Raw genomic sequence first — 22,065 nt, forward strand, 5'->3', positions numbered from 1 at the left:
TTCGGGTCGGGTACCGTCACCGACGCTGTGCGGAGCGCCACAAGGAGCAACTTTGCGTGAGTTCACCAACCCCCCTGTGGCGTCGGCGCCGCTGGTCGGCGGCCTGGCCGACGCCGTGTTCGATCATGCCCTGGACACACCGGGTCATGTCGCCCTGGCCCGCAAGGACCAGCACGGCAAGTGGCAGGACGTCACGTCCGCCCAGTTCCGCGACGAGGTGATGGCCCTCGCCAAGGGCCTGCTCGCGCAGGGCATCCGGTTCGGCGACCGGGTCGCGATCATGTCGCGCACCCGCTACGAGTGGACGCTGTTCGACTTCGCACTGTGGACCATCGGCGCCCAGGTCGTCCCGATCTACCCGACGTCCTCGGCCGAGCAGGTCTTCTGGATGCTGTACGACGCCGAGGTCTCCGCGGCGATCGTCGAGCACGAGGACCACTCCATGACCGTGGCCACCGTGATCGGACGGCTGCCCCGGCTGCGCCGCTTGTGGCAGCTCGACGGCGGCGCGGTCGACGAGATCACCGCGTCCGGCACCCACATCGACGACGAGACGGTGCACCGGCACCGCCGCGCGATCACCCCCGAGTCGACGGCCACGATCATCTACACCTCGGGCACCACCGGCCGCCCCAAGGGCTGCGTGATCTCGCACGGCAACTTCATGTACGAGGCCGACACCGTTGTCGCGTACTGGGAGCCGGTGTTCTCCTCCAAGCGCGACCGCACCCCCGCGACGCTGCTCTTCCTGCCGCTCGCCCACGTCTTCGGGCGGATGGTGGAGGTCGCGGCGATCCGCGGCGGCGTGAAGCTGGCCCACCAGCCGGAGCTGCGTGCGTCCGTGCTCATGCCGGACCTCCAGTCCTTCAAGCCGACCTTCATCCTCGCCGTGCCGTACATCTTCGAGAAGGTGTTCAGCGCGGCCCGCCGCAAGGCCGAGAGCGAGGGCCGGGCGGGGCCGTTCGAGAAGGCCGTCGAGTGCGCGGTGAAGTACGCGGACGCGCAGGAGGCGAGAGCGTTCGGCACGGGTCCCGGCCCCTCCGCGTCGCTGCGCATGCAGCACTCCGTCTTCGACAAGCTCGTCTACTCCAAGGTGCGCGCGGCGATGGGCGGCCGGGTGCGGCACGCGTTCTCCGGCGGCTCCGGCATGGACCGGCGGCTCGGCCTGTTCTTCGAGGGCGCGGGTGTCTCCGTCTTCGAGGGGTACGGCCTCACGGAGTCGACCGCCGCCGCGACCGCGAACCCGCCGGAGCAGACCCGCTACGGCACGGTCGGCCAGGCCATCCCCGGCTCGTCCGTGCACATCGCCGACGACGGCGAGGTGTGGGTCTACGGCCGCAACATCTTCCAGGGCTACCTCAACGACCCGAAGGCCACGGACTCCTCCCTGTACGACGGGTGGCTCGCCACGGGTGACCTCGGCTCGCTCGACGAGGACGGCTACCTCACGATCACCGGCCGCAAGAAGGAGATCCTCGTGACCTCCGGCGGCAAGAGTGTCTCGCCGCAGCAACTGGAGGAGCGGGTGCGCGACCACCCGCTGATAGCGCAGTGCCTCGTCGTCGGCAACGACCGGCCCTACATCGCGGCGCTCGTCACGCTCGACAACGAGTCCGTGGAGCACTGGCTCGGCATGCGCGGCAAGCAGTCGATGACGCCGACGGAGCTGGTGCGGGACCCGGACCTGGAGACGGAGGTGCGGCGGGCTGTGGTCGCGGCGAACACGCTGGTGTCGCAGGCGGAGTCGATCCGTACGTTCCGGATTCTGGCGCATCAGTTCACCGAGGAGCACGGGTTGCTCACGCCTTCGTTGAAGCTGAAGCGGAAGGCGATCGAGTCGGCGTACTCGGCGGAGGTCGACGCGCTGTACGGCTCCCTGTGATCCGTCGCCGCTCGCGCGTTTCAAGCCTCCGCGGCGTTTGAGCGGCGGGGTCCGGGGCGGAGCCCCGAGAGCGCACCCCCGACGGGGCTGAGGCCACGGGGCTCCGCCCCGGACCCCGCTCCTCAAGCGCCGGAGGGGCTGGAGTGGGGCACCTGACGGTGTATCAAATACTCCCGTCCCGGTTATTGACGGTTCGTCAGGTCGCGCACAGAATCGGCTCACTCCGACGGAGGGGGCCCGACCGTGTCGCGACCGATCCGCGCCATCACCGCCACCCTGACCGCACTCCTGCTCGCCACCGCCTGCAACTCCACCGCCAACAGCGGCGACAACTCCGCCGACGGCGCGGGGAGTTCGGTGCGCGGCGTGAGCGAGGACCGGATCAAGGTGGGCGGCATCGTCTCCATGACGACGTCGAGCGGTTACAGCAAGAAGGACACCGACCTCGGCGCCAAGGCCCGCTTCGACCGGGCCAACGCGGAGGGCGGGATCAACGGCCGGGAGATCGACTACCTCGGCGCGGAGGACGACGGCCAGGACCCCGCCAAGAATCTCGCCGCGGCCCGCAAACTCGTCCAGCAGGACAAGGTGTTCGCGATCTCGCCGATGAGTTCGGTGACGTTCTCCGGCGCGGACTTCCTCCAGAAGCAGAAGGTGCCGACGTTCGGCTGGGGCACGCTGCCGTCGTTCTGCGGCCCGACGTACATCTACGGCTTCGGCGGCTGCATGGTGCCGATGCCCGGCGGCACCATCTCCCAGACCTGGCCGGAGGGCCTGAAGAAGGTCACGGGCGGGGCAAAGGGCAGGTCCGTCGCGATCCTCGCCAACGACAACGACGCCGGCACCTTCGCCATCCGCACGTACAAACAGTCCTTCACGTCCGCCGGTTACAAGGTGAGTTACGCGAAAGCCACCGTGCCCGCGACGGCGGTGCCGAGCGACTGGTCGGCGTACACGAAGGAAATGCTGCGCAGCGACGGCGGCAAGGCGCCGGACGTGGTGGTCTCCGTGATGCAGACGCCGTACAACATCGGCCTGTTCACGGCCGTCAAGCGCACCGGCTACAAGGGCGTGCTCACCGATCCCACGGACTACGACCCCGGGCTGCTGGCCAAGAAGGCGACGAAGCAGGCGCTCGACGGGGTGCACGTGCTGCTGTCCTTCCAGCCGTTCGAGTCCTCGACGCCGGAGATGAAGCAGTTCAAGGCGGACATCGCGAAGGCGTCCGGGGGCAAGGAGATCCCCCTCAACATGCACATGATGACGGGCTACATGAGCGCCGACCTGTTCCTCGCCATCGCGAAGAAGGCGGGCAAGGACCTCACCGCCGCGTCGTTCCAGAAGGCCGCGGACGGGTTCTCCGACACGGGGACGCTCGTCGGCGACCGGGCGCTGCCCCGCGGGCGCACCGAGTCCTTCGGCTGCGGGGCGCTCGCCCAGCTCCAGGACGGCGCGTACCGGGTGTCGTCCGCGTTCAAGTGCTACCCGCCGATCCCCTTCAAGTAGGACCGCACCGAGGGGTGTTCACGTGTCGGATCTGCTGGCCTTCGTCCTGAGCGGGCTCGTGTCGGGGGCGCTGTACGCGCTGCTCGCCACGGGCCTCGTGCTCTCCTACTCGGCCTCCGGACTCTTCAACTTCGCGCACGGTGCGACCGCCTATCTGTGTGCGCTCGCCTTCTACGAACTCCACTCCGGCTTCGGCTGGCCCGCGGTGCCGACGGCGCTGCTGCTCGTCCTGCTCGCGGCGCCCCTGCTGGGCTGGGGGCTCGACCGGCTGATGTTCCGGAAGCTGGCGCGGGTCGGGGAGACCGCGCAGATCGTGGCGACGATCGGGCTGCTCGTGGCGCTGCCCGCGCTCGGGCTGTGGATCGTCGAGCTGCTTGCGGACGCGGGCGCGCCCGTGAAGCCCGCGGAGAACCAGTTCGGTCTGCCGGGGGTCGGGCCGAGTCCGGCGAAGAACTGGCAGCTGACGGACGGTGTCGGCATCGACTCCGATCAGCTGATCACGTGGGTGACCACCGCCGTCGTCGCGCTCGGCCTGTGGTTCCTGCTGCGCCGCACGGCGCTCGGTCTGAAGCTGCGGGCGGCCGTCGACAACCGCTCGCTCGTCGAGCTGCGCGGCATCAGCGCCGACCGGCTGTCGTCGGTGGCGTGGATGCTGTCCTCGGCGCTCGCGGGGCTCGCCGGGGTCCTCGCCACTCCCCTGCTCGGGCTCTCCTCGCACGACTTCACGCTGTTCCTGTTCGTGTCGGCGACCGCCGCCGTGCTGGGCCGGTTCATGTCGGTCCCGCTGGCCTTCGCGGGCGGGCTCGCGCTCGGGGTGCTCCAGAACCTGGTCGCGGGGTACGCCACGTTCGCGGAAGGGATCACCGGGTTCCGTACGGCGGTGCCGTTCCTGATCCTGTTCGCCGGGCTGCTGCTGCTCACGCGGCGGCAGCGCACGGCGGGCACCGTGGCGAGCGACGCGCCGCCGGTGGACTATCTCGCCGGGCGGTCGTGGCTTCGGCGCTGGGGGCCGTGGGCGGCGGCCGCCGCTCTGCTCGCCGTCGCCTTCTACACCGTCACCACCCCCTTCTGGAGCGGGATCCTCGCCCAAGGGCTCGCGATCTCCCTCGTGTTCCTCTCCTTCACCGTCGTCACCGGGCTCGGCGCGATGGTGTCGCTGGCGCAGGCCGCGTTCGTGACGGGCGCCGCCCTCGTCGCCGGGCTGCTGATGAGTCACGGATGGCCGTTCCTCGGGGCGGCGCTCGCCGGGACGTGTGCGGCGGCGGTGCTCGGCGCGCTCGTGGCGCTGCCCGCGCTGCGGCTCGGCGGCCGCTCGCTGGCTCTCGCCACGCTCGCGCTGGCCTTCCTCGCGGACCAGGTCCTCTTCCAGCTCGGCTGGTTGCGCAACGGCGACACCGGATGGGAGATCCCGCGCGCCGTCGCGGGCCCCGTCGACCTCGGCGACGACCGGGCGATGGGCGTGGCCATGGCGGTGCTGTGCACGGGGGCGGTGGCGGGGCTGAACGCGCTGCGGAACTCGCGCGCGGGGCGGGCCATGCTCGCCGTACGCTCGGCGCCGGCCGCCGCGATGGCCTCGGGCGTCTCCGTGCTCCGCACGAAGCTGCTGCTGTTCACGCTCTCGGCGGGGCTCGCCGGGTTCGGCGGCGTGATGTACGCGTCGTACAACACACGGATCACCGCGACCGACTTCACGGCGATGACGGGGCTGATCTGGCTCGCCGTGGTGGTCGCGGCGGGGGTGCGGCGGCCGCAGTTCGCGGTGGTCGCCGGGCTCACCTTCGCCGTCGTGCCGCACCTCATCAGCGACTACCTGACCGAGTCGGTGCAGCTCCCGGTGATCCTCTTCGGCCTCGCCGGGCTCGCGCTCGCCAACGACCCCGACGGGTACTGCGCCGCGATCCCGGCCCGCCGCCACCGCAGGAAGGCCGGGCGGCCGGACGCCGCCGCCGACACCGGGACCGTTCCGCCGCCCGATCCGAACGCCGCGCTCCAACTCGCGGGCGTCCAGGCCGGATACGACGGCGCCCGCGTCCTCCAGGGCGTCGACCTCACGGTCCGCCCCGGCGAGATCGTGGCGCTCCTCGGCCCCAACGGCGCCGGGAAGTCGACGGCCTGCAAGGTGGCGGCAGGCCTCATGACACCCCAGCAGGGCGAGGTGTACGTCGCCGGGGCCGCGGCCGGGCGCACGGGCGCGGTCCGCCGGGCGCGGTCCGGGGTGGTGCTCGCGCCGGAGGGTCGCGGCATCTTCCCCTCGCTCACGGTCGACGAGAACCTGGCGCTCCAACTCCCGGGCGCCGAGGACCGGTTGGCGGTCTACGCACGCTTCGCCGGTCTCGCCGGGCGCCGCGAGGTCGCCGCGGGCTCGCTCTCCGGCGGCGAGCAGCAGCTCCTCGCGCTCGCCGCGCTGCTGCACCGCCCGCCCCGCGTCCTCGTCGCCGACGAGCCCTCGCTCGGTCTCGCGCCGCGGGTGGCCGACGAGGTGTACCGGCTGCTCGCCGAACTCCGCGACGCCGGAACGGGGCTGCTGCTCGTCGAGGAGAAGGCCTCGGAGATCCTCGGCGTCGCCGACACCGTGGCCTACCTCGCGCAGGGCCGCGTCACCTGGTGCGGGCCGCGCGAGAAGGTGGAGGCCGAGCGGCTCACGGAGGCGTATCTCGGCATCGCGGCGACGGACGCGCAGGAGGCCAGGTCATGAGCGGGGCGTGCGTACTGGAGGCCGAGGACATCGGCGTGCGGTTCGGCGGGGTCCGGGCCCTCGACGGGGTGGGGCTGCGGCTCGCGGCCGGGGAGGTGTGCGGGCTGATCGGGCCGAACGGCGCGGGCAAGACGACCTTCTTCGACGTCGTCTCGGGCATCCGCAGGCCCGACACGGGCCGGATCCTGCTCGACGGGGCCGACATCACCCGCCGCTCACCCGTCTGGCGGGCCCGGCACGGCATGCGCCGCACGTTCCAGCGCCAGCAGCTGTTCGGGCAGCTCACCGTGGCGGACAACCTGCTGGTCGCGCAGGAGTGGCGGCGCGGCGGCGCCGACCGGGACCTCTCCGGGAAGCTGCTGCGCGACTGCGGCCTCGACGCGCTCGCCGACTCCTACGCGGGGACCCTCCCGGTCGGCCGCGCCCGCATGCTCGAACTGGCCCGCGCGGCGGCCGACCACCCCCGCGTCCTCCTCCTCGACGAGCCCGCGTCCGGCATGACGGCCGAGGAGCGCGGCCTCCTCGCGGCGACGGTGCGCGGGCTGGCCGACGACGGCTGCGCGGTCCTGCTCGTCGAGCACAACGTGGCCTTCGTGATGGAGCTGTGCTCCCGGGTCGTGGTCCTCGACCTCGGCGCCGTGCTCGCGCAGGGCGCTCCCGCGGCGATCCGCGCGGACGCCCGCGTGCGCGAGGCGTACCTGGGCACACCGACCCCGACACAAAGTTCGCATACGTGACTGTCATGCTGGTGTCACCCACAGGAATGCGCGCACGCCTGTGATCGTTGACCATGGGAGGTGGCGCATGAACCAGAGCCACCGGACACCGGACGAATGAAGGATCGACACCTCGTGAGCAAGGTTCCCCCGATCATCCTGAACAACGGCGTCGAGATGCCGCAGCTCGGCTTCGGCGTGTGGCAGGTGCCGGACGACGAGGCCGAGACGGCCGTCGCGACCGCACTTCAGGCCGGGTACCGCAGCATCGACACCGCCGCGATCTACGGCAACGAGGAGGGCACCGGCAAGGCCATCGCCGCGTCCGGTGTTCCCCGCGAGGAGCTGTTCGTCACGACGAAGCTGTGGAACGCCGACCAGGGCTACGACTCCACGCTCCGCGCGTTCGACGCCTCGCTGGAGAAGCTGGGTCTCGACTACGTCGACCTGTACCTGATCCACTGGCCGCTCCCGTCCAAGGGGCTGGCCGTGGACACGTACAAGGCCTTCGAGAAGATCCAGGCCGACGGGCGCGCCAAGTCCATCGGCGTCTCCAACTTCCTGCCGGAGCACCTGGACCGGCTGACCGCCGAGACCTCCGTGATCCCGGCCGTCAACCAGATCGAGCTGCACCCGCACCTCCAGCAGCGCGTCTCCCGCGAGAAGCACGCGGAGCTGGGCATCGCGACCGAGGCCTGGTCGCCGCTCGGCCAGGGCAAGGGCCTCCTGGAGGTCCCGGCCATCATCGCGATCGCGCAGAAGCACGGCCGTACGCCCGCGCAGGTCGTCCTGCGCTGGCACATCGAGCTGGGCAACGTGGTGATCCCGAAGTCCGTGACCCCGTCGCGGATCAAGGAGAACATCGACGTGTTCGGCTTCGAGCTCGACACCGAGGACCTCGGCGCGATCTCCGCGCTCAACGAGGACCGCCGCCTGGGCCCGGACCCGGCGACGTTCGACGTGGCGTGACGCGCGGGCGTACGCGTACTCGTTTTCGCACGTGAAAGGGGGCCCCGGCCGGGGCCCCCTTTTTCGTATGCCCGGGTTCGTGCCCCCAGGTCCCTGGGCTCAGGACTCCTTGACCGCCGTGTGCACCGTGTGCGCGGTCAGCAGGAAGAGGTCGTCGCGGCGGTGCAGGCTCTGCGGGTCGTCCGGGTCCATCAGGCGCCGGATCGTCGCCATGTCCTCGGGCGCGACGGCCTCCGCGAAGACCTCCATGCGGCGCTTCCACAGGTCGACGACCGTCTCGCGGGCCTCGCCGGTGAGCGGGGCGGGCAGGTCGAGCAGGAACGTGCGGCTGGTGGCGTGGGCCAGGCCCGCGTCCGTCAGCAGTTCGGTCCAGTTCTCGGTGTCCTGCTTGGCGCCGGGCAGGTTCGCGCGCATGTCGCCGAACCACTCCTCCTCGATGGCGTCGGCCCGCGCCTGGAGACCGGGCCTGCCGATCCCGAAGTCGCGCGGCAGGCAGCGCTGCGGCAGACCGCCCTCGACGAGCGCGAGGGTGCCGCCGGGGGCGAGGCGCCCCGCGAGCGCGGCGACCGCGGCCCGCTGGTCCCCCACGTGGTGCAGGGAACGCGCCGCCCAGATGAGGTCGGCCGACGGCAAGTCGCCGACGTCGTCCGGGAGTTCGACGCGCAGCGTGCCGGTCCGCTCGGCGAGGCCGGCCCCCGCGAACCGCTCCGTGGCGCGGGCGAGCAGCTTCTCCTCCGGGTCGGCCGCGATGACACGTGCCTCGGGGAAGGCCTTGGCGAGGTGCAGCGACACGGCGCCGGGTCCGGCGCCCGCGTCGACGATCAGGCCGGTGCCCGCGGGGCGGGTGTCGCGGAGCCAGGCGAGGGCCTGCGTGTAGAGGGGCTCGTACACGGAGGCGTTGCGCTCGAGCATGGGGATCATGTCGGCCCAGTCGATGTCCGTGTGGTCGTGCCCGTGCCCGTGCCCGTGGCCCTGGTGTCCCTGCTGTCCGTGCTGGTGGTGGTCGTGTGCCATGTGCGGGTCGCCGCCCTTCGTGCCCGTATGTCGTCCGTCGTTCCTCAGGGTGCGCGGACGGCGTACGGATGAGCAAGCCACGTTGCCGGGTCGGCAATTTCCGACCCGGCAACGTGGCTCAAGGAGCCGGCCTACAGCGCCGGGTAGGCGTTCTTCATGAGCTCCTGGAACTGGGCGGAGAACCAGGCCCCGGAGATCGGTGCGTCGGGCAGCGCCCCGGACATGTTGTTGTTGTTCCGCGGGTTACCGGTGTACGTCGGGTCGCACATGCGGTCGAAGCCCTTGCCGTCGGGGTTGTCGATCAGCTTGCTCGACCCGTCCGACTCGCCCGGCGGCTTCATCCACACGTACGCGTCGATCCCGGTCGCCGGGTTGGCCTGCGGCCGCTCGCCGAGGCCCGCCCCGCTCTGGTTGCACCAGTTGCCGAGGTGGATGCGGCGGTCGTAGCGCCCGCCGTCCACGTACGTGTCGACCGTGGTCTTGGCGCCCGGTCCGGTCGGGCGCGCTGTGCCGCCCCAGCCGTTGCGGGAGGTGTCGATCAGCATGCCGAGGTTCTGGTCGAAGCCGAGCGAGACCAGCTTGTCGCGCATGGCCTGCGCGTACGACAGCTCGTCGGTGTAGCGGTTCCAGTCGACCCACTTCGACTGACGCACGGAGGTCCCGTTCACCGTGTCGTCGATCTTGAAGTTGTCCTCCTTCAGGGCGCTGTAGTTCGCCGTGTTCACGATGAAGCCGTGGACGTCGGAGACGCTGGCGCCGTTGCTGGACGCGGTGGACTTGAACAGTTCGGCGGAGGCGCCGAAGTTGTCGTCCCAGCCGAGCCAGCCGTGGTGGCCCGCGTCGATGTAGTTGTAGACGTTGTCGATGTCACCGAGCTTGTCGAGGGCGTAGGCGACGCCCTTCTGGTAGTTGCCGTTGGCCTTCATGGTGTCGCAGTTGGCCGTGGCGGTCGGGCGCCCGGAGACGTTGGTGACGAGGTTGGGCAGCGAGTCGATCTCGATGGTGTTGACGATGCGCAGGCCCGCGTACTTCGGGTCGCCGAGGATCTCCGCGATCGGGTCGATGTACTGCGTCTTGTACTTGTCGATCTCGGTCGGGCCGAGTTCGCCGTTGGAGGCGAGGGCCGCGCAGTCGCGGCCCGGCAGGTTGTAGATGACGAGCTGGATGACCTGCTCGCCGCTGCCCTTCTGCTCCAGCGCCTCGTCGAGGTGGTCGCGCAGGCCCATGGCGCCGCTCGCGCCGTTGATCGCGGCGATCCGGTCGAGCCAGACGCCGGTGGGCTGGTTGGCGATCCGGTCGCCGCCGGGCTCGGCCTTGGCCTTCGCCGACCACTCCGGGTTCACGTACACCTTGGCACCGGCGTACGGGTTGTCGACGCGGGTGCCGGGCTCGCCCGGGTCGGTCGGGTCCGTGGGATCGGTCGGGTCGGTCGGGCCCGAGGTGTCCTCGTTGCAGGTCACGCCGTTCAGCTTGAACGTGGCGGGCGCGGCGTTGCTGCCGCTGTACGTGCCGTTGAAGCCGAAGGAGGTGGAGGCGCCGGTGGCGAGGCTGCCGTTGTACGAGACGTTCTTGGCGGTGACCGCGGCGCCGGACTGGGATATCTCGGCGTTCCAGCCGGAGCCGATCTTCTGGTTGCCCGCGTAGGACCAGGTGAGGTTCCACGCGTTCACCGCGGCGCCGTTGTTGGTGACGGTGACGCTGCTGGTGAATCCGCTGCCCCAGTCGTTCTGCACCTTGTAGTCGACGGTGCACGCGGGGGCGGCGGCAGCGGCGGGCAGGGTAACGGCGGCGCCGACGCAGGCGGTGCCGGTGAGGACGAGGGCGGCGAGGGCGGCGGTGCCGGCCCGGGATCTGGCTCTGGTGCGACTCATGATGTGCGATGTCCCTTTCGCAGTGAGCTGGTCATGGCTCGGTTCGAGCTGTTGATGGCTCGGTCGGGGGGTTGATGGGTCCATGGCTCGGTTGTCGGGCAGGTGGCTCGGTCAGGGGTTGATGGCTCTGAGGTGGTCGCGCAGGCCGATCCCGAAGTTGGTCGGCGTGCCGTCGTAGTTGCTGATCAGCGAGGGACCGGAGGAGCAGTCCCAGGTGTTCCAGGTCCAGCCGAGGTACGACAGCTTCCGGTCGTCGAACCACTTCATGACCCGGTCGATGAAGGCGTGCGAGCACGTGTTCTCGCCGATCTCCCCCGCCACCAGCGGCACTTCGGCCGCGACGGGCGCGAGCTGCTCGTCCCAGCAGGCCTCGCTGGAGCAGGTGTTGAAGTTGTACACGTGCCAGGCGGCGGCGATGTTGCCCGCCGGGTCGGACGGCTTGTGGGCGAGCCACTGCCGCAGGTCGTTGGAGTACGCCAGCCCGCCCGCCAGGATCAGGTTGTCGGCGCCCGCCGCGCGTACGGCGTCCACCAGGTCCTGCATGCCGGCGACCTCGTACCCGATGCCGGGGCAGGTCCCGCCGTCCTTCCAGCAGGCCCAGGCCTCGGTCAGGCTGGAGGTGGCGCGGTCCGGGTACGGCTCGTTGAACAGGTCGAGGACGACCTCCGGCTGCGCCTTGAAGGTGCTGGCGACGGACGACCAGAAGCTGGGCGCGTACTGGGCGTCCGGCATCGGTTTCTGGCAGCTGGCGTGCACGTCGGAGCAGCCCGCCGAGTTCCCGGTGTACTGACCGTACGACCAGTGCATCTCCAGGATCGGCGTCATGCCGTTCGCCTTGACGCGGTCGACCAACTGCTTGATGGCCGTCTGGTAGTTGGCGCCTCCGTACTCGGGTTTGATGTTGTCGAGGCCGAGCCAGCACTCCTCGTTGAGGGGGATGCGGACGGCGTTCGACTTCCAGTCGGCGATCGCCTTGATCGCCGCGTCGTCCACGGGGCCGTCGAAGATTCCGTAGCCCTGTACGCACATGAACTCGGCGCCGGACCGGTTCACGCCGAGGATGCGCCGGGTGGCGCCGGCGGCGTCGACGAGCTTGTTGCCGGACACCTTCAGGGCCGGGGCGCCGGTGTCGGGCGGGTCGGTGGGATCGGTCGGGTCGGTCGGGTCCGTGGGGTCGGTCGGGTCCGTCTCCTCGTTGCAGGTGACGCCGTTCAGCTTGAACGCCGTGGGCACGGTGTTGGCGCCCGACCACGAGCCGATGAACCCGGCGGACACGGAGGCGCCCGCGCCGAGCGCTCCGTTCCAGCTCTCATTGCTCGCGGTCACCGTCTTTCCGGACTGGGACCACTTGGCGCTCCAGCCCTGGGTGACCTTCTGGCCGTCGGCGAAGTCGAAGGTCAGGCTCCAACTGCTCTTCGCCGCGCCGTTGTTGGTGACCTTGACCGCGCCCTGGAAGCCGTCGCTCCACTGCCCGGTCACGGAGTACTCGACCGTGCAGGCTGGAGCGGCCGCTGCCGTGGCCGCGGACGCGCTTGAGGTCAGGGGAATCAGCGTGGCCGCCGAGACGGCGCACGCCAGGAGTAACGCACTGTGCGGGGGGTGTCGCATGAGCGAGTCCTTGCAGCTCGGACGCGAACGGGGTCGTCGCGTCGACTGATGGAATCGCTCCCACTGGTTGCTGGGCGACTGTAGAGAAGCAACGGCCTTTCGGCAACAGGGGTGTTCCGAATTACCACTGTCGAATTAATTCGATTCCCCTCACCTCTTGACCACCTTTTACCTCGTCCCCATCCTTGGGAGCGCTCCCACTGGTTCACAGGTTGCCGAGCCACAGCAGGAGGACCCCCCATGCGCAAGAGACAGGGCCGGCGGTTCTGCACCGTCGCCGCCACGGCCCTCGCGTTACCGATGGCCACTCTCGCCGCACTCCCAACTACCGCTCAGGCAGCGGCAGTTGAGTGCAGCGTCGACTACAGGACCAATGACTGGGGCGCCGGTTTCACGGCCGATCTGACGATCACCAACCGCGGCTCCGCGGCGATCGACGGCTGGACGCTCACCTACGCGTACACCGGTGACCAGAAACTGTCGAACGGCTGGAACGGCACCTGGTCGCAGTCCGGCAAGAACATCACGGTGAAAGACGCCGGATACAACGGAAAGATCGCGGCGGGCGCCGCGACCTCGACCGGCGCGCAATTCTCTTACAGTGGCTCGAATTCAGCCCCCACCAATTTCGCGGTCAACGGCACCGCCTGCGTGGGCGCCCATCAGCCGCCGATCACGGTGCTCACCAGCCCGGAGGCCGGCGCGGTCTACACGGCCGGGGCCGCGGTGCCGCTCGCGGCGACCGCCGCCGCGGCCGACGGGGCGAGCGTCGAGAAGGTCGAGTTCTACGACGACACGACACTGATCGGCACCGACACCACCGCTCCGTACGCCCTGGACACGGACGACCTGAAGGCCGGAGCGCACTCCCTGTACGCGAAGGCGACCGACAGCAAGGGCGCCACCGGCGAGTCGACCCCCGTCGGCATCACGGTCGCGGCCGGCGCGGCCGTCGTCGCGAGCCCGTCCCAACTCGGCGTCCAGCAGGGCAAGTCGGGCACCTTCGACGTGAAGCTGTCGACGCAGCCCGCCTCGAATGTCACCGTCGCCGTGTCCCGCACCAGCGGCAACACGGGCCTTTCGGTGTCGTCCGGCGCGAGCCTCACCTTCACCCCGTCGAACTGGAACACGGCGCAGAAGGTGACGGTGGCCGCCGACTCCTCCGGCACCGGCGCCGCCACGTTCACGGCGACCGCGGCCGGACACACCAAGGCCGAGGTCACGGTGACCCAGCTGGCCGCGTCGAAGGAGTACGACGCCCGCTTCCTCGACCTCTACGGCAAGATCACCGACCCGGCGAACGGCTACTTCTCGCCGGAGGGCATCCCGTACCACTCGGTCGAGACACTGATCGTCGAGGCGCCCGACCACGGCCACGAGACGACGTCGGAGGCGTACTCGTACCTCCTGTGGCTCCAGGCCATGTACGGGAAGGTGAGCGGCGACTGGTCCAAGTTCAACGGCGCGTGGGAGATCATGGAGAAGTACATGATCCCGACGCACGCGGACCAGCCGACGAACTCCTCGTACAACGCGTCGAAGCCCGCGACGTACGCGCCCGAGCACGATCTGCCCTCGCAGTACCCGGCCAAGCTGGACCCGTCGGTCTCCGTCGGCTCCGACCCGATCGCGGCCGAGCTGAAGAGCGCCTACGGCACGGACGACATCTACGGCATGCACTGGTTGCAGGACGTGGACAACGTCTACGGGTACGGCAACGAGCCCGGCAAGTGCGAGGCCGGGCCGACCGCCACAGGGCCCTCGTACATCAACACCTTCCAGCGCGGCGCGCAGGAGTCGGTGTGGGAGACGGTGCCGCAGCCGACCTGCGACGCCTTCAAGTACGGTGGCAAGAACGGGTACTTGGACCTGTTCACCGGTGACTCGTCGTACGCCAAGCAGTGGAAGTACACCAACGCGCCGGACGCCGACGCGCGCGCCGTGCAGGCCGCGTACTGGGCGGACATCTGGGCCAAGGAGCAGGGCAAGGGCTCCGAGGTGTCGGGCACGGTCGGCAAGGCCGCGAAGATGGGCGACTATCTGCGGTACGCGATGTACGACAAGTACTTCAAGAAGATCGGCAACTGCACCTCGACGGGGTGCCCGGCCGGTTCCGGCAAGGACTCCTCGCACTACCTGATGTCCTGGTACTACGCGTGGGGCGGCGCCACCGACACCTCGGCGGGCTGGTCCTGGCGGATCGGCTCCAGTCACACGCACGGCGGCTACCAGAACCCGCTCGCCGCGTACGCCCTGTCCTCGTACGCCGATCTCAAGCCCAAGTCGGCGACGGGGCAGGCGGACTGGGCCAAGTCGCTCGACCGGCAGCTGGAGTTCTACCGCTGGCTCCAGTCGGACGAGGGTGCCATCGCGGGCGGTGCCACCAACAGCTGGGGCGGCAGTTACGGCACCCCGCCGTCCGGCACACCCACCTTCTACGGGATGGCCTACGAGGAGGCGCCGGTCTACCACGACCCGCCGTCCAACCAGTGGTTCGGCTTCCAGGCGTGGTCGATGGAGCGCGTCGCCGAGTACTACCAGCAGACGGGTGACGCCGACGCCAAGGTGGTCCTGGACAAGTGGGTCGACTGGGCCCTGTCCAAGACGACGGTCAACCCCGACGGCTCGTTCCGGATCCCCTCCACGCTCCAGTGGTCGGGCAAGCCGGACACGTGGAACGCGTCGAGTCCTGGCGGCAACACGGGACTTCACGTCACGGTCGCCGACTACACCAACGACGTCGGCGTGGCGGCGGCGTACGCCAAGACGCTGACGTACTACGCCGACAAGTCCGGTGACGCGGAGGCGAAGTCGACGGCGAAGGCGCTGCTCGACGGCATGTGGAAGAACAACCAGGACGCGCTGGGGATCGCGGTGCCGGAGACCCGCGCGGACTACAGCCGCTTCGACGACTCGGTGTACGTGCCGAGCGGCTGGACGGGCACGATGCCGAACGGCGACACGATCGACTCGTCGGCCACGTTCACGTCGCTGCGTTCCTTCTACAAGAACGACCCCAGCTGGTCGAAGATCGAGGCCTATCTGGCGGGCGGCGCCGCGCCCACGTTCACGTACCACCGGTTCTGGGCCCAGGCGGACATAGCCCTCGCCATGGGCTCGTACGCGGAGCTGCTCGAATAACGCCCCGCCGGCGGCAGCACCGCGTATCCACGGGCCGGGCGGACCTCTCCTCTCCGAGGACCGCCCGGCCCGTACCCCTGTCACCGAACCCACCGAACCCACCGAACCCACCCACCCCTCCCTGGGACCCCTCATGCGAAGACCACGCACCCGGCTGCTCGCCGCGGCCGTACTCGCCCTGGCCGCGGGCCTGTTGACACCTCCGGCGGCGCAGGCCGCCGACGACGCGAAGGTACGTGTCGCGGCCGACACGTACACCTGGAAGAACGCCCGGATCGACGGGGGCGGCTTCGTCCCAGGCATCGTCTTCAACCGCTCGGAGAAGAACCTCGCGTACGCCCGCACCGACATCGGCGGCGCCTACCGCTGGCAGCAGGAGACCAAGTCCTGGACGCCGCTGCTCGACTCGGTCGGCTGGGACGACTGGGGGCACACCGGTGTCGCCTCGATCGCCACCGACTCCGTCGACCCGGACCGGGTGTACGCGGCCGTCGGCACGTACACGAACGACTGGGACCCGGGCAACGGCGCGATCCTGCGCTCCGCGGACCGGGGCGCCACCTGGAACAAGACCGACCTGCCCTTCAAGCTGGGCGGCAACATGCCGGGCCGCGGCATGGGCGAGCGGCTCGCCGTCGACCCGCACGACAACGACGTCCTCTACCTCGGCGCGCCCAGCGGCAAGGGCCTGTGGCGCTCGACGGACGCGGGCGTGACGTGGTCGCAGGTCACGGCCTTCCCGAACGCCGGCACCTACGTGCCCGACCCGTCCGACACCTCGGGCTACTCGTCCGACAGGGCCGGCGTGGTGTGGGTGACGTTCGACGAGTCGTCGGCCTCGGGAACCGACCGTACGAAGACGCTGTACGTCGGGGTGGCGGACAAGGAGAACTCCGTCTACCGCTCGACGGACGCGGGTGTGTCGTGGGAGCGGGTGGGCGGCGGCCAGCCGACCGGCTTCGTCCCCCACAAGGGGGTCCTCGACGCCGAGAACGGCTATCTGTACGTGGCGTACAGCGACACCGGCGGCCCGTACGACGGCGCCAAGGGCCAGGTGTGGCGGTACGCGACGAAGACCGGTGAGTGGAAGAACATCAGCCCGGCCGCCGACGCGGACACCTACTACGGCTACAGCGGCCTCACGATCGACCGGCAGCACCCCGGCACGGTCATGGTGTCCGGGTACAGCTCCTGGTGGCCGGACACCCTGGTCTTCCGCTCGACGGACAGCGGCGGCACCTGGACGAAGGCGTGGGACTACTCCTCGTACCCGACCCGCGAGAACCGGTACACGATGGACGTGTCGTCGGTGCCGTGGCTGACCTGGGGCGCGAACCCGACCCCGCCCGAGCAGTCGCCCAAGCTGGGCTGGATGACGGAGGCGCTGGAGATCGACCCGTTCGACTCGGACCGGATGATGTACGGGACGGGCGCGACGATCTACGGCACCGAGGGCCTGACCAAGTGGGACGCGGGCGAGAAGTTCACCATCACCCCCATGGTGAAGGGGCTCGAGGAGACGGCTGTCAACGACCTGGTCTCCCCGCCGTCCGGTGCCCCGCTGCTGAGCGCGCTCGGCGACGTCGGCGGCTTCCGCCACACGGACCTCACGAAGGTCCCCTCGATGATGTTCACGTCCCCGAACTTCACGACCTCGACGAGCCTGGACTTCGCCGAGTCCAAGCCGGACGTGGTGGTGCGCTCCGGCAATGTCGACTCGGGCGCGCACGTGGCGATCTCGAACGACAACGGCGCCAACTGGCATGCGTCGGGCGCCGATCCGTCCGGTGTCACGGGCGGTGGCACGGTGGCGGTGTCGGCGGACGGCGCCCGGTTCGTGTGGAGCCCGGACGGGGCGGGTGTGCAGACCGGCACGGGTGGCGCGTGGACGGCGTCGACGGGGGTACCGGCGGGCGCGACGGTGGAGTCGGACCGCGCGGACCCGTCGGTGTTCTACGCCTTCAAGTCCGGCACCTTCTACGTGAGTTCGGACGGCGGGTCCACCTTCACGGCGAAGGCGTCGACCGGCCTCCCCACGGACGGTCCGGTCCGCTTCAAGGCGGTTCCCGGCGCCAAGGGTGACATCTGGCTCGCGGGTGGCTCGACGCAGGGCACGTACGGGCTGTGGCACTCCAAGGACGGCGGTGCCACGTTCTCGAAGGTGTCCGGCATCGAGCAGGCGGACACCATTGGCTTCGGCAAGGCGGCGCAGGGCGCCACGTACCAGACGCTGTACGCGAGCGCGAAGATCGGCGGCGTGCGCGGCATCTTCCGCTCGACGGACGCGGGTGCCTCGTGGACGCGGGTCAACGACGATGCCCACCAGTGGGGTTGGACCGGCGCGGCGATCACGGGTGACCCGCGGGTGTACGGCCGGGTGTACGTGTCGACGAACGGCCGGGGTGTCGTCTACGGGGACACGGCCGGCACCACGGACCCGGGCACCGACCCCGGCCCGTCCGGTGCCTGCGCGGTCACGTACAAGGTGACGGGCGAGTGGCCCGGCGGCTTCCAGGCGGACGTGACACTGAAGAACACCGGCACGTCGGCCTGGAACGGCTGGTCGCTCGGCTGGTCCTTCGCGGACGGCCAGAAGGTGACTCAGGCGTGGAACGCGACGGTGTCCCAGTCGGGCACGGCCGTGACGGCGAAGAACGTCGACTGGAACGGGAAGGTGGCCCCGGGCTCCTCGGTGTCCTTCGGCTTCACCGGCTCCCGCGCCGGGACGGCGAACGCGGGACCGGCGGCGTTCAAACTGGGTGACCGGAGCTGCACGGTGGGCTGACCGGCCGGTCCGCACAAGGGGGCGGCGCTCCACGGCCCTGGTGGGTCGCGGGGCGCCGCCCTTCTCGGTTCCGGTGCGAGGGGGTTACGGGGTGGTGATGGTCGGCCTCGGGGCGGTCGGCATCTTGTTGCCGATGAAGAAGCTGGGGTGCGGGGGCTGGTTGTAGGCGGTGTTCTGCCAGGCCAGGCCCGTGCGGTACATGGTGTCGTGGAGGAGCGTGGTGATGCGGGTCGATGTCTCGACGGGCGTCGAGTAGATCCGCAGCGCCGTGTTGTTGGTGGTCGGCCAGACGACCTCCTCGCGCCAGTCGCCGAGGATGTCGCCGGAGAGGGCCGGGGTAGCCTTGGTGCCGTTGTTGGAGTGGACGCCCGAGCCGGTCAGGAGGCGGGTGTCGGACGACGTGCCGTACTTGTCGATGTGCGTGCCGTCGAGGAGCTCGCGGGTGGTGTCCCCGTCCCACCAGGACAGGAAGTTGGCGGAGGACGGCTTGCGCCCCTTGGTGGCTCCCGCCTCGTCGCGGATCGACCCGTCGGAGGACGACCAGGCCTCGGCGCCGTCGTTGCCCGCGTAGATGTCACCGGCGACGCCCCGGCCGTTGTCGCAGCACGCGGCGAGCTTCCACTTCACCGCGCCACTGGCCGGGTTGATGTACAGCGCGGCGGGCTGCGACGTGGACTCGGAGACCTTGTAGTACTCCAGGCCGGAGGTGGACGGGTCGAGGTCACCGAGGTGCTGCGCGTCGCCGTGCCCGGTCTTGGTCGTCCACAGCCCGTTGCCGTTGTCGTCGACGGCCATCGCGCCGTACACGATCTCGTCCTTGCCGTCGTTGTCGACGTCGCCGACGGAGAGGCTGTGCGAGCCCTGACCGTCGTACCCCTTGCCGGAGTTGGTGGACGAGTTGGTGTCGAAGGTCCAGCGGCGGGTGAACTTGCCGTCGCGCCAGTCCCAGGCGGCGATCACGCTGCGCGTGTAGTAGCCGCGCGCCATGATCAGGGACGGCCGGGCACCGTCGAGGTACGCGGTCCCGGCGAGGAACCGGTCCACGCGGTTGCCGTACGAGTCGCCCCACGAGGACACCGTGCCGCGTCCGGGCACGTAGTCGACGGAGCCCATGGCGGCGCCGGTCTGCCCGTTGAACATGGTCAGGTACTCGGGGCCGGTGAGGACGTAACCGCTGGAGTTGCGGTGGTCGGCGGACGAGCTGCCGATGACGGTGCCCTTGCCGTCCTTCGTCCCGTCGGACGTCTTCATGGCGACCTCGGCCTTGCCGTCGCCGTCGTAGTCGTACACCTGGAACTGGGTGTAGTGGGCGCCGGAGCGGATGTTCTTGCCGAGGTCAACGCGCCACAGGCGGGTGCCGTCGAGCTCGACCGCGTCGACGATCGTGTTGCCGGTGTAGCCGGACTGCGAGTTGTCCTTGGCGTTGGTGGGCTGCCACTTGAGGACGAACTCCAGGACCCCGTCGCCGTCGAGGTCGCCGACGGACGCGTCGTTGGCCTCGTAGGTGTACGCGACACCGTCCGGGGTCGTGCCCCCCGCGGGCGGCGAGATCGGGACGTCCTTGTATCCGGCGCGGAACTGGATGGCGTGCGGCGAGTCGGCCTGCTCCGTGCCGTTCACGACGGCGCGCACCGTGTAGTCGGCGGAGCTGGGCGCGCCGTCGTGGAAGAAGTTCGTGGAGCCGGTGATCGGCGTGGAGTTCACCTTCGTGCCGGCGCGGTAGACGTTGAACGCGACATCGTTCGGGTCGGTGCCGAGCCACCGCCAGCTGACCAGGTTGCCCGTGCCGGTGTAGACACTGACCAGGCCGCGGTCCAGCTTCTCGGCCTGTCGGGCGGTGGCGGCGGACGCGTCGTCGGAGGGCAGGATCGTGAGGCCCGTACCGGCGAGGGCGGCGGCCGTGGCGGCGGCGAGGAGCAGACGGCGGCGTCTGCGATGAGGGCGGGACCGGGACATCGGCACTCCAGGGGGTGTGGGTCGGCGGGTGCTTCCACACCGTCAGTTGCCGCTGGATGCGGTTGGGTTGCCGGGTTCCGCGTCCTTGTAGAGGTCCGCGAGAGCCCGCACCGTCGCGGTGATCCGCTCGCGCAGTTCGGCGGGTTCCAGGACCTCGATGCCGGCTCCGAGCCGCAGGAACGCGTCGTGCGCGTGGCCGGTCGACTCGATGGGCAGCCGGGCGCGCAGCCATCCGTCCGGCTCGATCCGTCCCGTGGCGTGCGCGGCCCGCGCCGCGGGCCCGGTGAGCCGGTCGACCGTGCCGGGCGCGAGACGCACGAGGGCTTCGCCGGTGCGCAGGCGCCGGTGGAAACCGGCCTGGTGCTCGTCCCAGAAAGCAGCCAGATCGAACCCTTCGGGCCCGCTGAACTGCTCCTCCGTGAGGCGCAGTTCAAGAATCTGGTCGACGCGGTAGACACGCGGACCGCCGTCCCCGGAGGCGGCCACGACGTACCAGCGACCGGCCTTCAGCACGAGCCCGTACGGCTCCAACCGCCGCTCCACATCCGTCGGTTCACGCCAGCGCCGGTACGTCACGTGCAGCACGCGCCGGTTCCACACGGCGTCCGCGACGGCGGGCAGCTGTTCCGCGGCGCCGGTGTCGTCCGCGTACCAGCCGGGCGCGTCGAGGTGGAAGCGGGCGCTGATCCGGTCGGCGTGCGCGCGCAGTTCGGCGGGGAGCGCGGCCCGCACCTTCAGCTGGGCGGCGGCGAGCACGGGCCCGAGCCCGAGGTCGGCGGCCGGTCCCGGCGCCCCGGCGAGGAACAGCGCCTCGGCCTCGTCGGCGGTCAGACCGGTGAGCCGGGTGCGGTAGCCGTCGACGAGACGGTAGCCGCCCGCGTGCCCCGCGTCGCCGTAGAGCGGGATGCCCGCGGCGTGCAGCGCGTCGACGTCCCGGTACACGGTGCGGACGGACACCTCCAGTTCGGCGGCGAGTTGGGCAGCGGTCATCAGCCCCCTGGTCTGCAGGAGCAGAAGGATCGAGACGAGCCGCCCGGACTTCACTGACACAGGATGTCAGTGGAGCGGTCCTACCGTCCCGGCATGGCTTTCGAGGAGAAGTACCTGACGGTGCCGCCGTCCATCGAGGTGGCGGGCCGCCGCATCAAGCGCTACCACGTCACCGCCGACCCGAAGGGCATCGCGCCCGAGGTCGCGGAGGCGGCGTACGCGATCCTGCCCGAGCTGCTGCCGGCCCCGGACGGCACACCGCCCGCCACGTTCGTCGTGCTGCACCGCGGCGGCGACGACGGCGCGTACCTCAACGCGTACAGCTGGGCGTGGGACAACGCCCTGCACTTCCGGGGCGCCGCCGCGGGCCAGCCGGCTCTCGGCTGCCCGGACCGGGACCCGACCCACTTCGTCCTGCCGGACCGGCCACTGATCGGCTGCGTCTGGGAACTGCCGCCGCTGCTGCACGAACGGGACGCGTGGGTCCGGCACCTGCTGGCGCCGGAGCGCCCCGACCTGGACGCGTACGTCCACGACACGTTGCCCGCGTGCACGACGGGGGACCGCGGCGGGTGACGACGACCGCGTACGAGGTGGCCGGCGGACCGGAGTGCGTCAGCCGGCTCCGTGTCCCGGCGCCAGCGCCTCCACCTTCTCCGCCAGCGCGAAGTCCTTCGCCGTCACCGCGCCCCCGGCGTCGTGCGTGTTCACGGTGAGGGTCACCGTGTTGTAGCCGAGGACGAGGTTGGAGTGGTGGTTGAGGTCCTCCTGGACCGCGGCGATGTGCACGACCAGGGCCGCCGCCGCGAAATGGCTGTCCAGGCGGTAGGTGCGGGTGAGGGCGTCGCCGTCGAGGGACCAGCCGGGCAGTTCGGCGAGGCGGTCCTCGATGTCCTTCTGGGAGAGCGGTTCGGTAGGCATGCCTCCAGCGT

At 70.4% G+C, this 22,065-nt stretch carries 14 protein-coding genes; 8 read left to right on the forward strand and 6 right to left on the reverse strand.

The features are described 5' to 3' along the window. Window positions 1-52 precede the first annotated feature (52 nt). The 5 genes from ACYBSK_RS25835 (at window position 53) to ACYBSK_RS25855 (ending at window position 7,768) form a co-directional block, all read left to right on the forward strand. Complete coding sequence (locus ACYBSK_RS25835) at window positions 53-1,882, forward strand: AMP-dependent synthetase/ligase (protein WP_460243528.1); 1,830 nt, start codon at window positions 53-55, stop codon at window positions 1,880-1,882. 243 nt (window positions 1,883-2,125) lie between these two features. Beyond that, complete coding sequence (locus ACYBSK_RS25840; protein WP_460243529.1) at window positions 2,126-3,388, forward strand: ABC transporter substrate-binding protein; 1,263 nt, start codon at window positions 2,126-2,128, stop codon at window positions 3,386-3,388. A 22-nt stretch (window positions 3,389-3,410) separates the two neighbouring features. After that, window positions 3,411-6,083, forward strand: a complete 2,673-nt coding sequence (locus tag ACYBSK_RS25845; protein WP_460243530.1) for an ABC transporter permease subunit — start codon at window positions 3,411-3,413, stop codon at window positions 6,081-6,083. Further along, window positions 6,080-6,820 carry an ABC transporter ATP-binding protein gene (locus tag ACYBSK_RS25850; protein ID WP_460243531.1) on the forward strand — a complete coding sequence of 247 codons (741 nt, stop codon included), beginning with the start codon at window positions 6,080-6,082 and terminating at the stop codon, window positions 6,818-6,820. Before ACYBSK_RS25845 ends, ACYBSK_RS25850 begins: the two co-directional genes overlap by 4 nt. 96 nt (window positions 6,821-6,916) lie before the next feature. After that, on the forward strand, window positions 6,917-7,768 hold the full coding sequence (locus tag ACYBSK_RS25855) for an aldo/keto reductase (protein ID WP_460243532.1): 852 nt from the start codon (window positions 6,917-6,919) through the stop codon (window positions 7,766-7,768). A gap of 99 nt (window positions 7,769-7,867) precedes the next feature. Here the strand turns inward: ACYBSK_RS25855 and ACYBSK_RS25860 are convergent, their stop codons facing one another. The 3 genes from ACYBSK_RS25860 to ACYBSK_RS25870 all read right to left on the reverse strand — a co-directional run bounded on the left by ACYBSK_RS25860 (window position 7,868) and on the right by ACYBSK_RS25870 (window position 12,261). Further along, on the reverse strand, window positions 7,868-8,782 hold the full coding sequence (locus tag ACYBSK_RS25860; protein WP_460243533.1) for a class I SAM-dependent methyltransferase: 915 nt from the start codon (window positions 8,780-8,782) through the stop codon (window positions 7,868-7,870). A gap of 131 nt (window positions 8,783-8,913) precedes the next feature. Then, on the reverse strand, window positions 8,914-10,653 hold the full coding sequence (locus ACYBSK_RS25865; RefSeq protein WP_460243534.1) for a glycoside hydrolase family 6 protein: 1,740 nt from the start codon (window positions 10,651-10,653) through the stop codon (window positions 8,914-8,916). Between the two features lie 111 nt (window positions 10,654-10,764). Next, entirely contained in the window at window positions 10,765-12,261 is a 1,497-nt protein-coding gene (locus tag ACYBSK_RS25870) for a cellulase family glycosylhydrolase (protein WP_460243535.1), read from the reverse strand. A 240-nt stretch (window positions 12,262-12,501) separates the two neighbouring features. Here ACYBSK_RS25870 and ACYBSK_RS25875 point away from each other — a divergent pair, with 240 nt between their 5' ends. Beyond that, complete coding sequence (locus ACYBSK_RS25875; RefSeq protein WP_460243536.1) at window positions 12,502-15,402, forward strand: glycoside hydrolase family 48 protein; 2,901 nt, start codon at window positions 12,502-12,504, stop codon at window positions 15,400-15,402. 133 nt (window positions 15,403-15,535) lie between these two features. Then, window positions 15,536-18,187 (forward strand): cellulose binding domain-containing protein, encoded by a 2,652-nt coding sequence (locus ACYBSK_RS25880; protein ID WP_460243537.1) that lies wholly within the window; start codon window positions 15,536-15,538, stop codon window positions 18,185-18,187. An 84-nt stretch (window positions 18,188-18,271) separates the two neighbouring features. Here ACYBSK_RS25880 and ACYBSK_RS25885 read toward each other — a convergent pair whose 3' ends face one another. Together ACYBSK_RS25885 and ACYBSK_RS25890 are read right to left on the reverse strand one after the other, a co-directional pair. Next, on the reverse strand, window positions 18,272-20,143 hold the full coding sequence (locus ACYBSK_RS25885) for a rhamnogalacturonan lyase (protein WP_460243538.1): 1,872 nt from the start codon (window positions 20,141-20,143) through the stop codon (window positions 18,272-18,274). A gap of 42 nt (window positions 20,144-20,185) precedes the next feature. Further along, window positions 20,186-21,187 (reverse strand): helix-turn-helix transcriptional regulator, encoded by a 1,002-nt coding sequence (locus ACYBSK_RS25890; protein ID WP_460247102.1) that lies wholly within the window; start codon window positions 21,185-21,187, stop codon window positions 20,186-20,188. Window positions 21,188-21,226: 39 nt separating this feature from the next. On the opposite strand from ACYBSK_RS25890, the gene ACYBSK_RS25895 reads away from it, so the two are divergent. Further along, a complete protein-coding gene (locus ACYBSK_RS25895) occupies window positions 21,227-21,709 on the forward strand; it encodes a hypothetical protein (protein WP_460243539.1) in 483 nt (160 codons plus the stop codon). A gap of 39 nt (window positions 21,710-21,748) precedes the next feature. On the opposite strand, the gene ACYBSK_RS25900 is transcribed toward ACYBSK_RS25895, so the two are convergent. Further along, window positions 21,749-22,054 carry a 4a-hydroxytetrahydrobiopterin dehydratase gene (locus ACYBSK_RS25900; RefSeq protein WP_460243540.1) on the reverse strand — a complete coding sequence of 102 codons (306 nt, stop codon included), beginning with the start codon at window positions 22,052-22,054 and terminating at the stop codon, window positions 21,749-21,751. Window positions 22,055-22,065 lie beyond the last annotated feature (11 nt).

This window comes from Streptomyces sp. BYX5S (assembly GCF_054724165.1).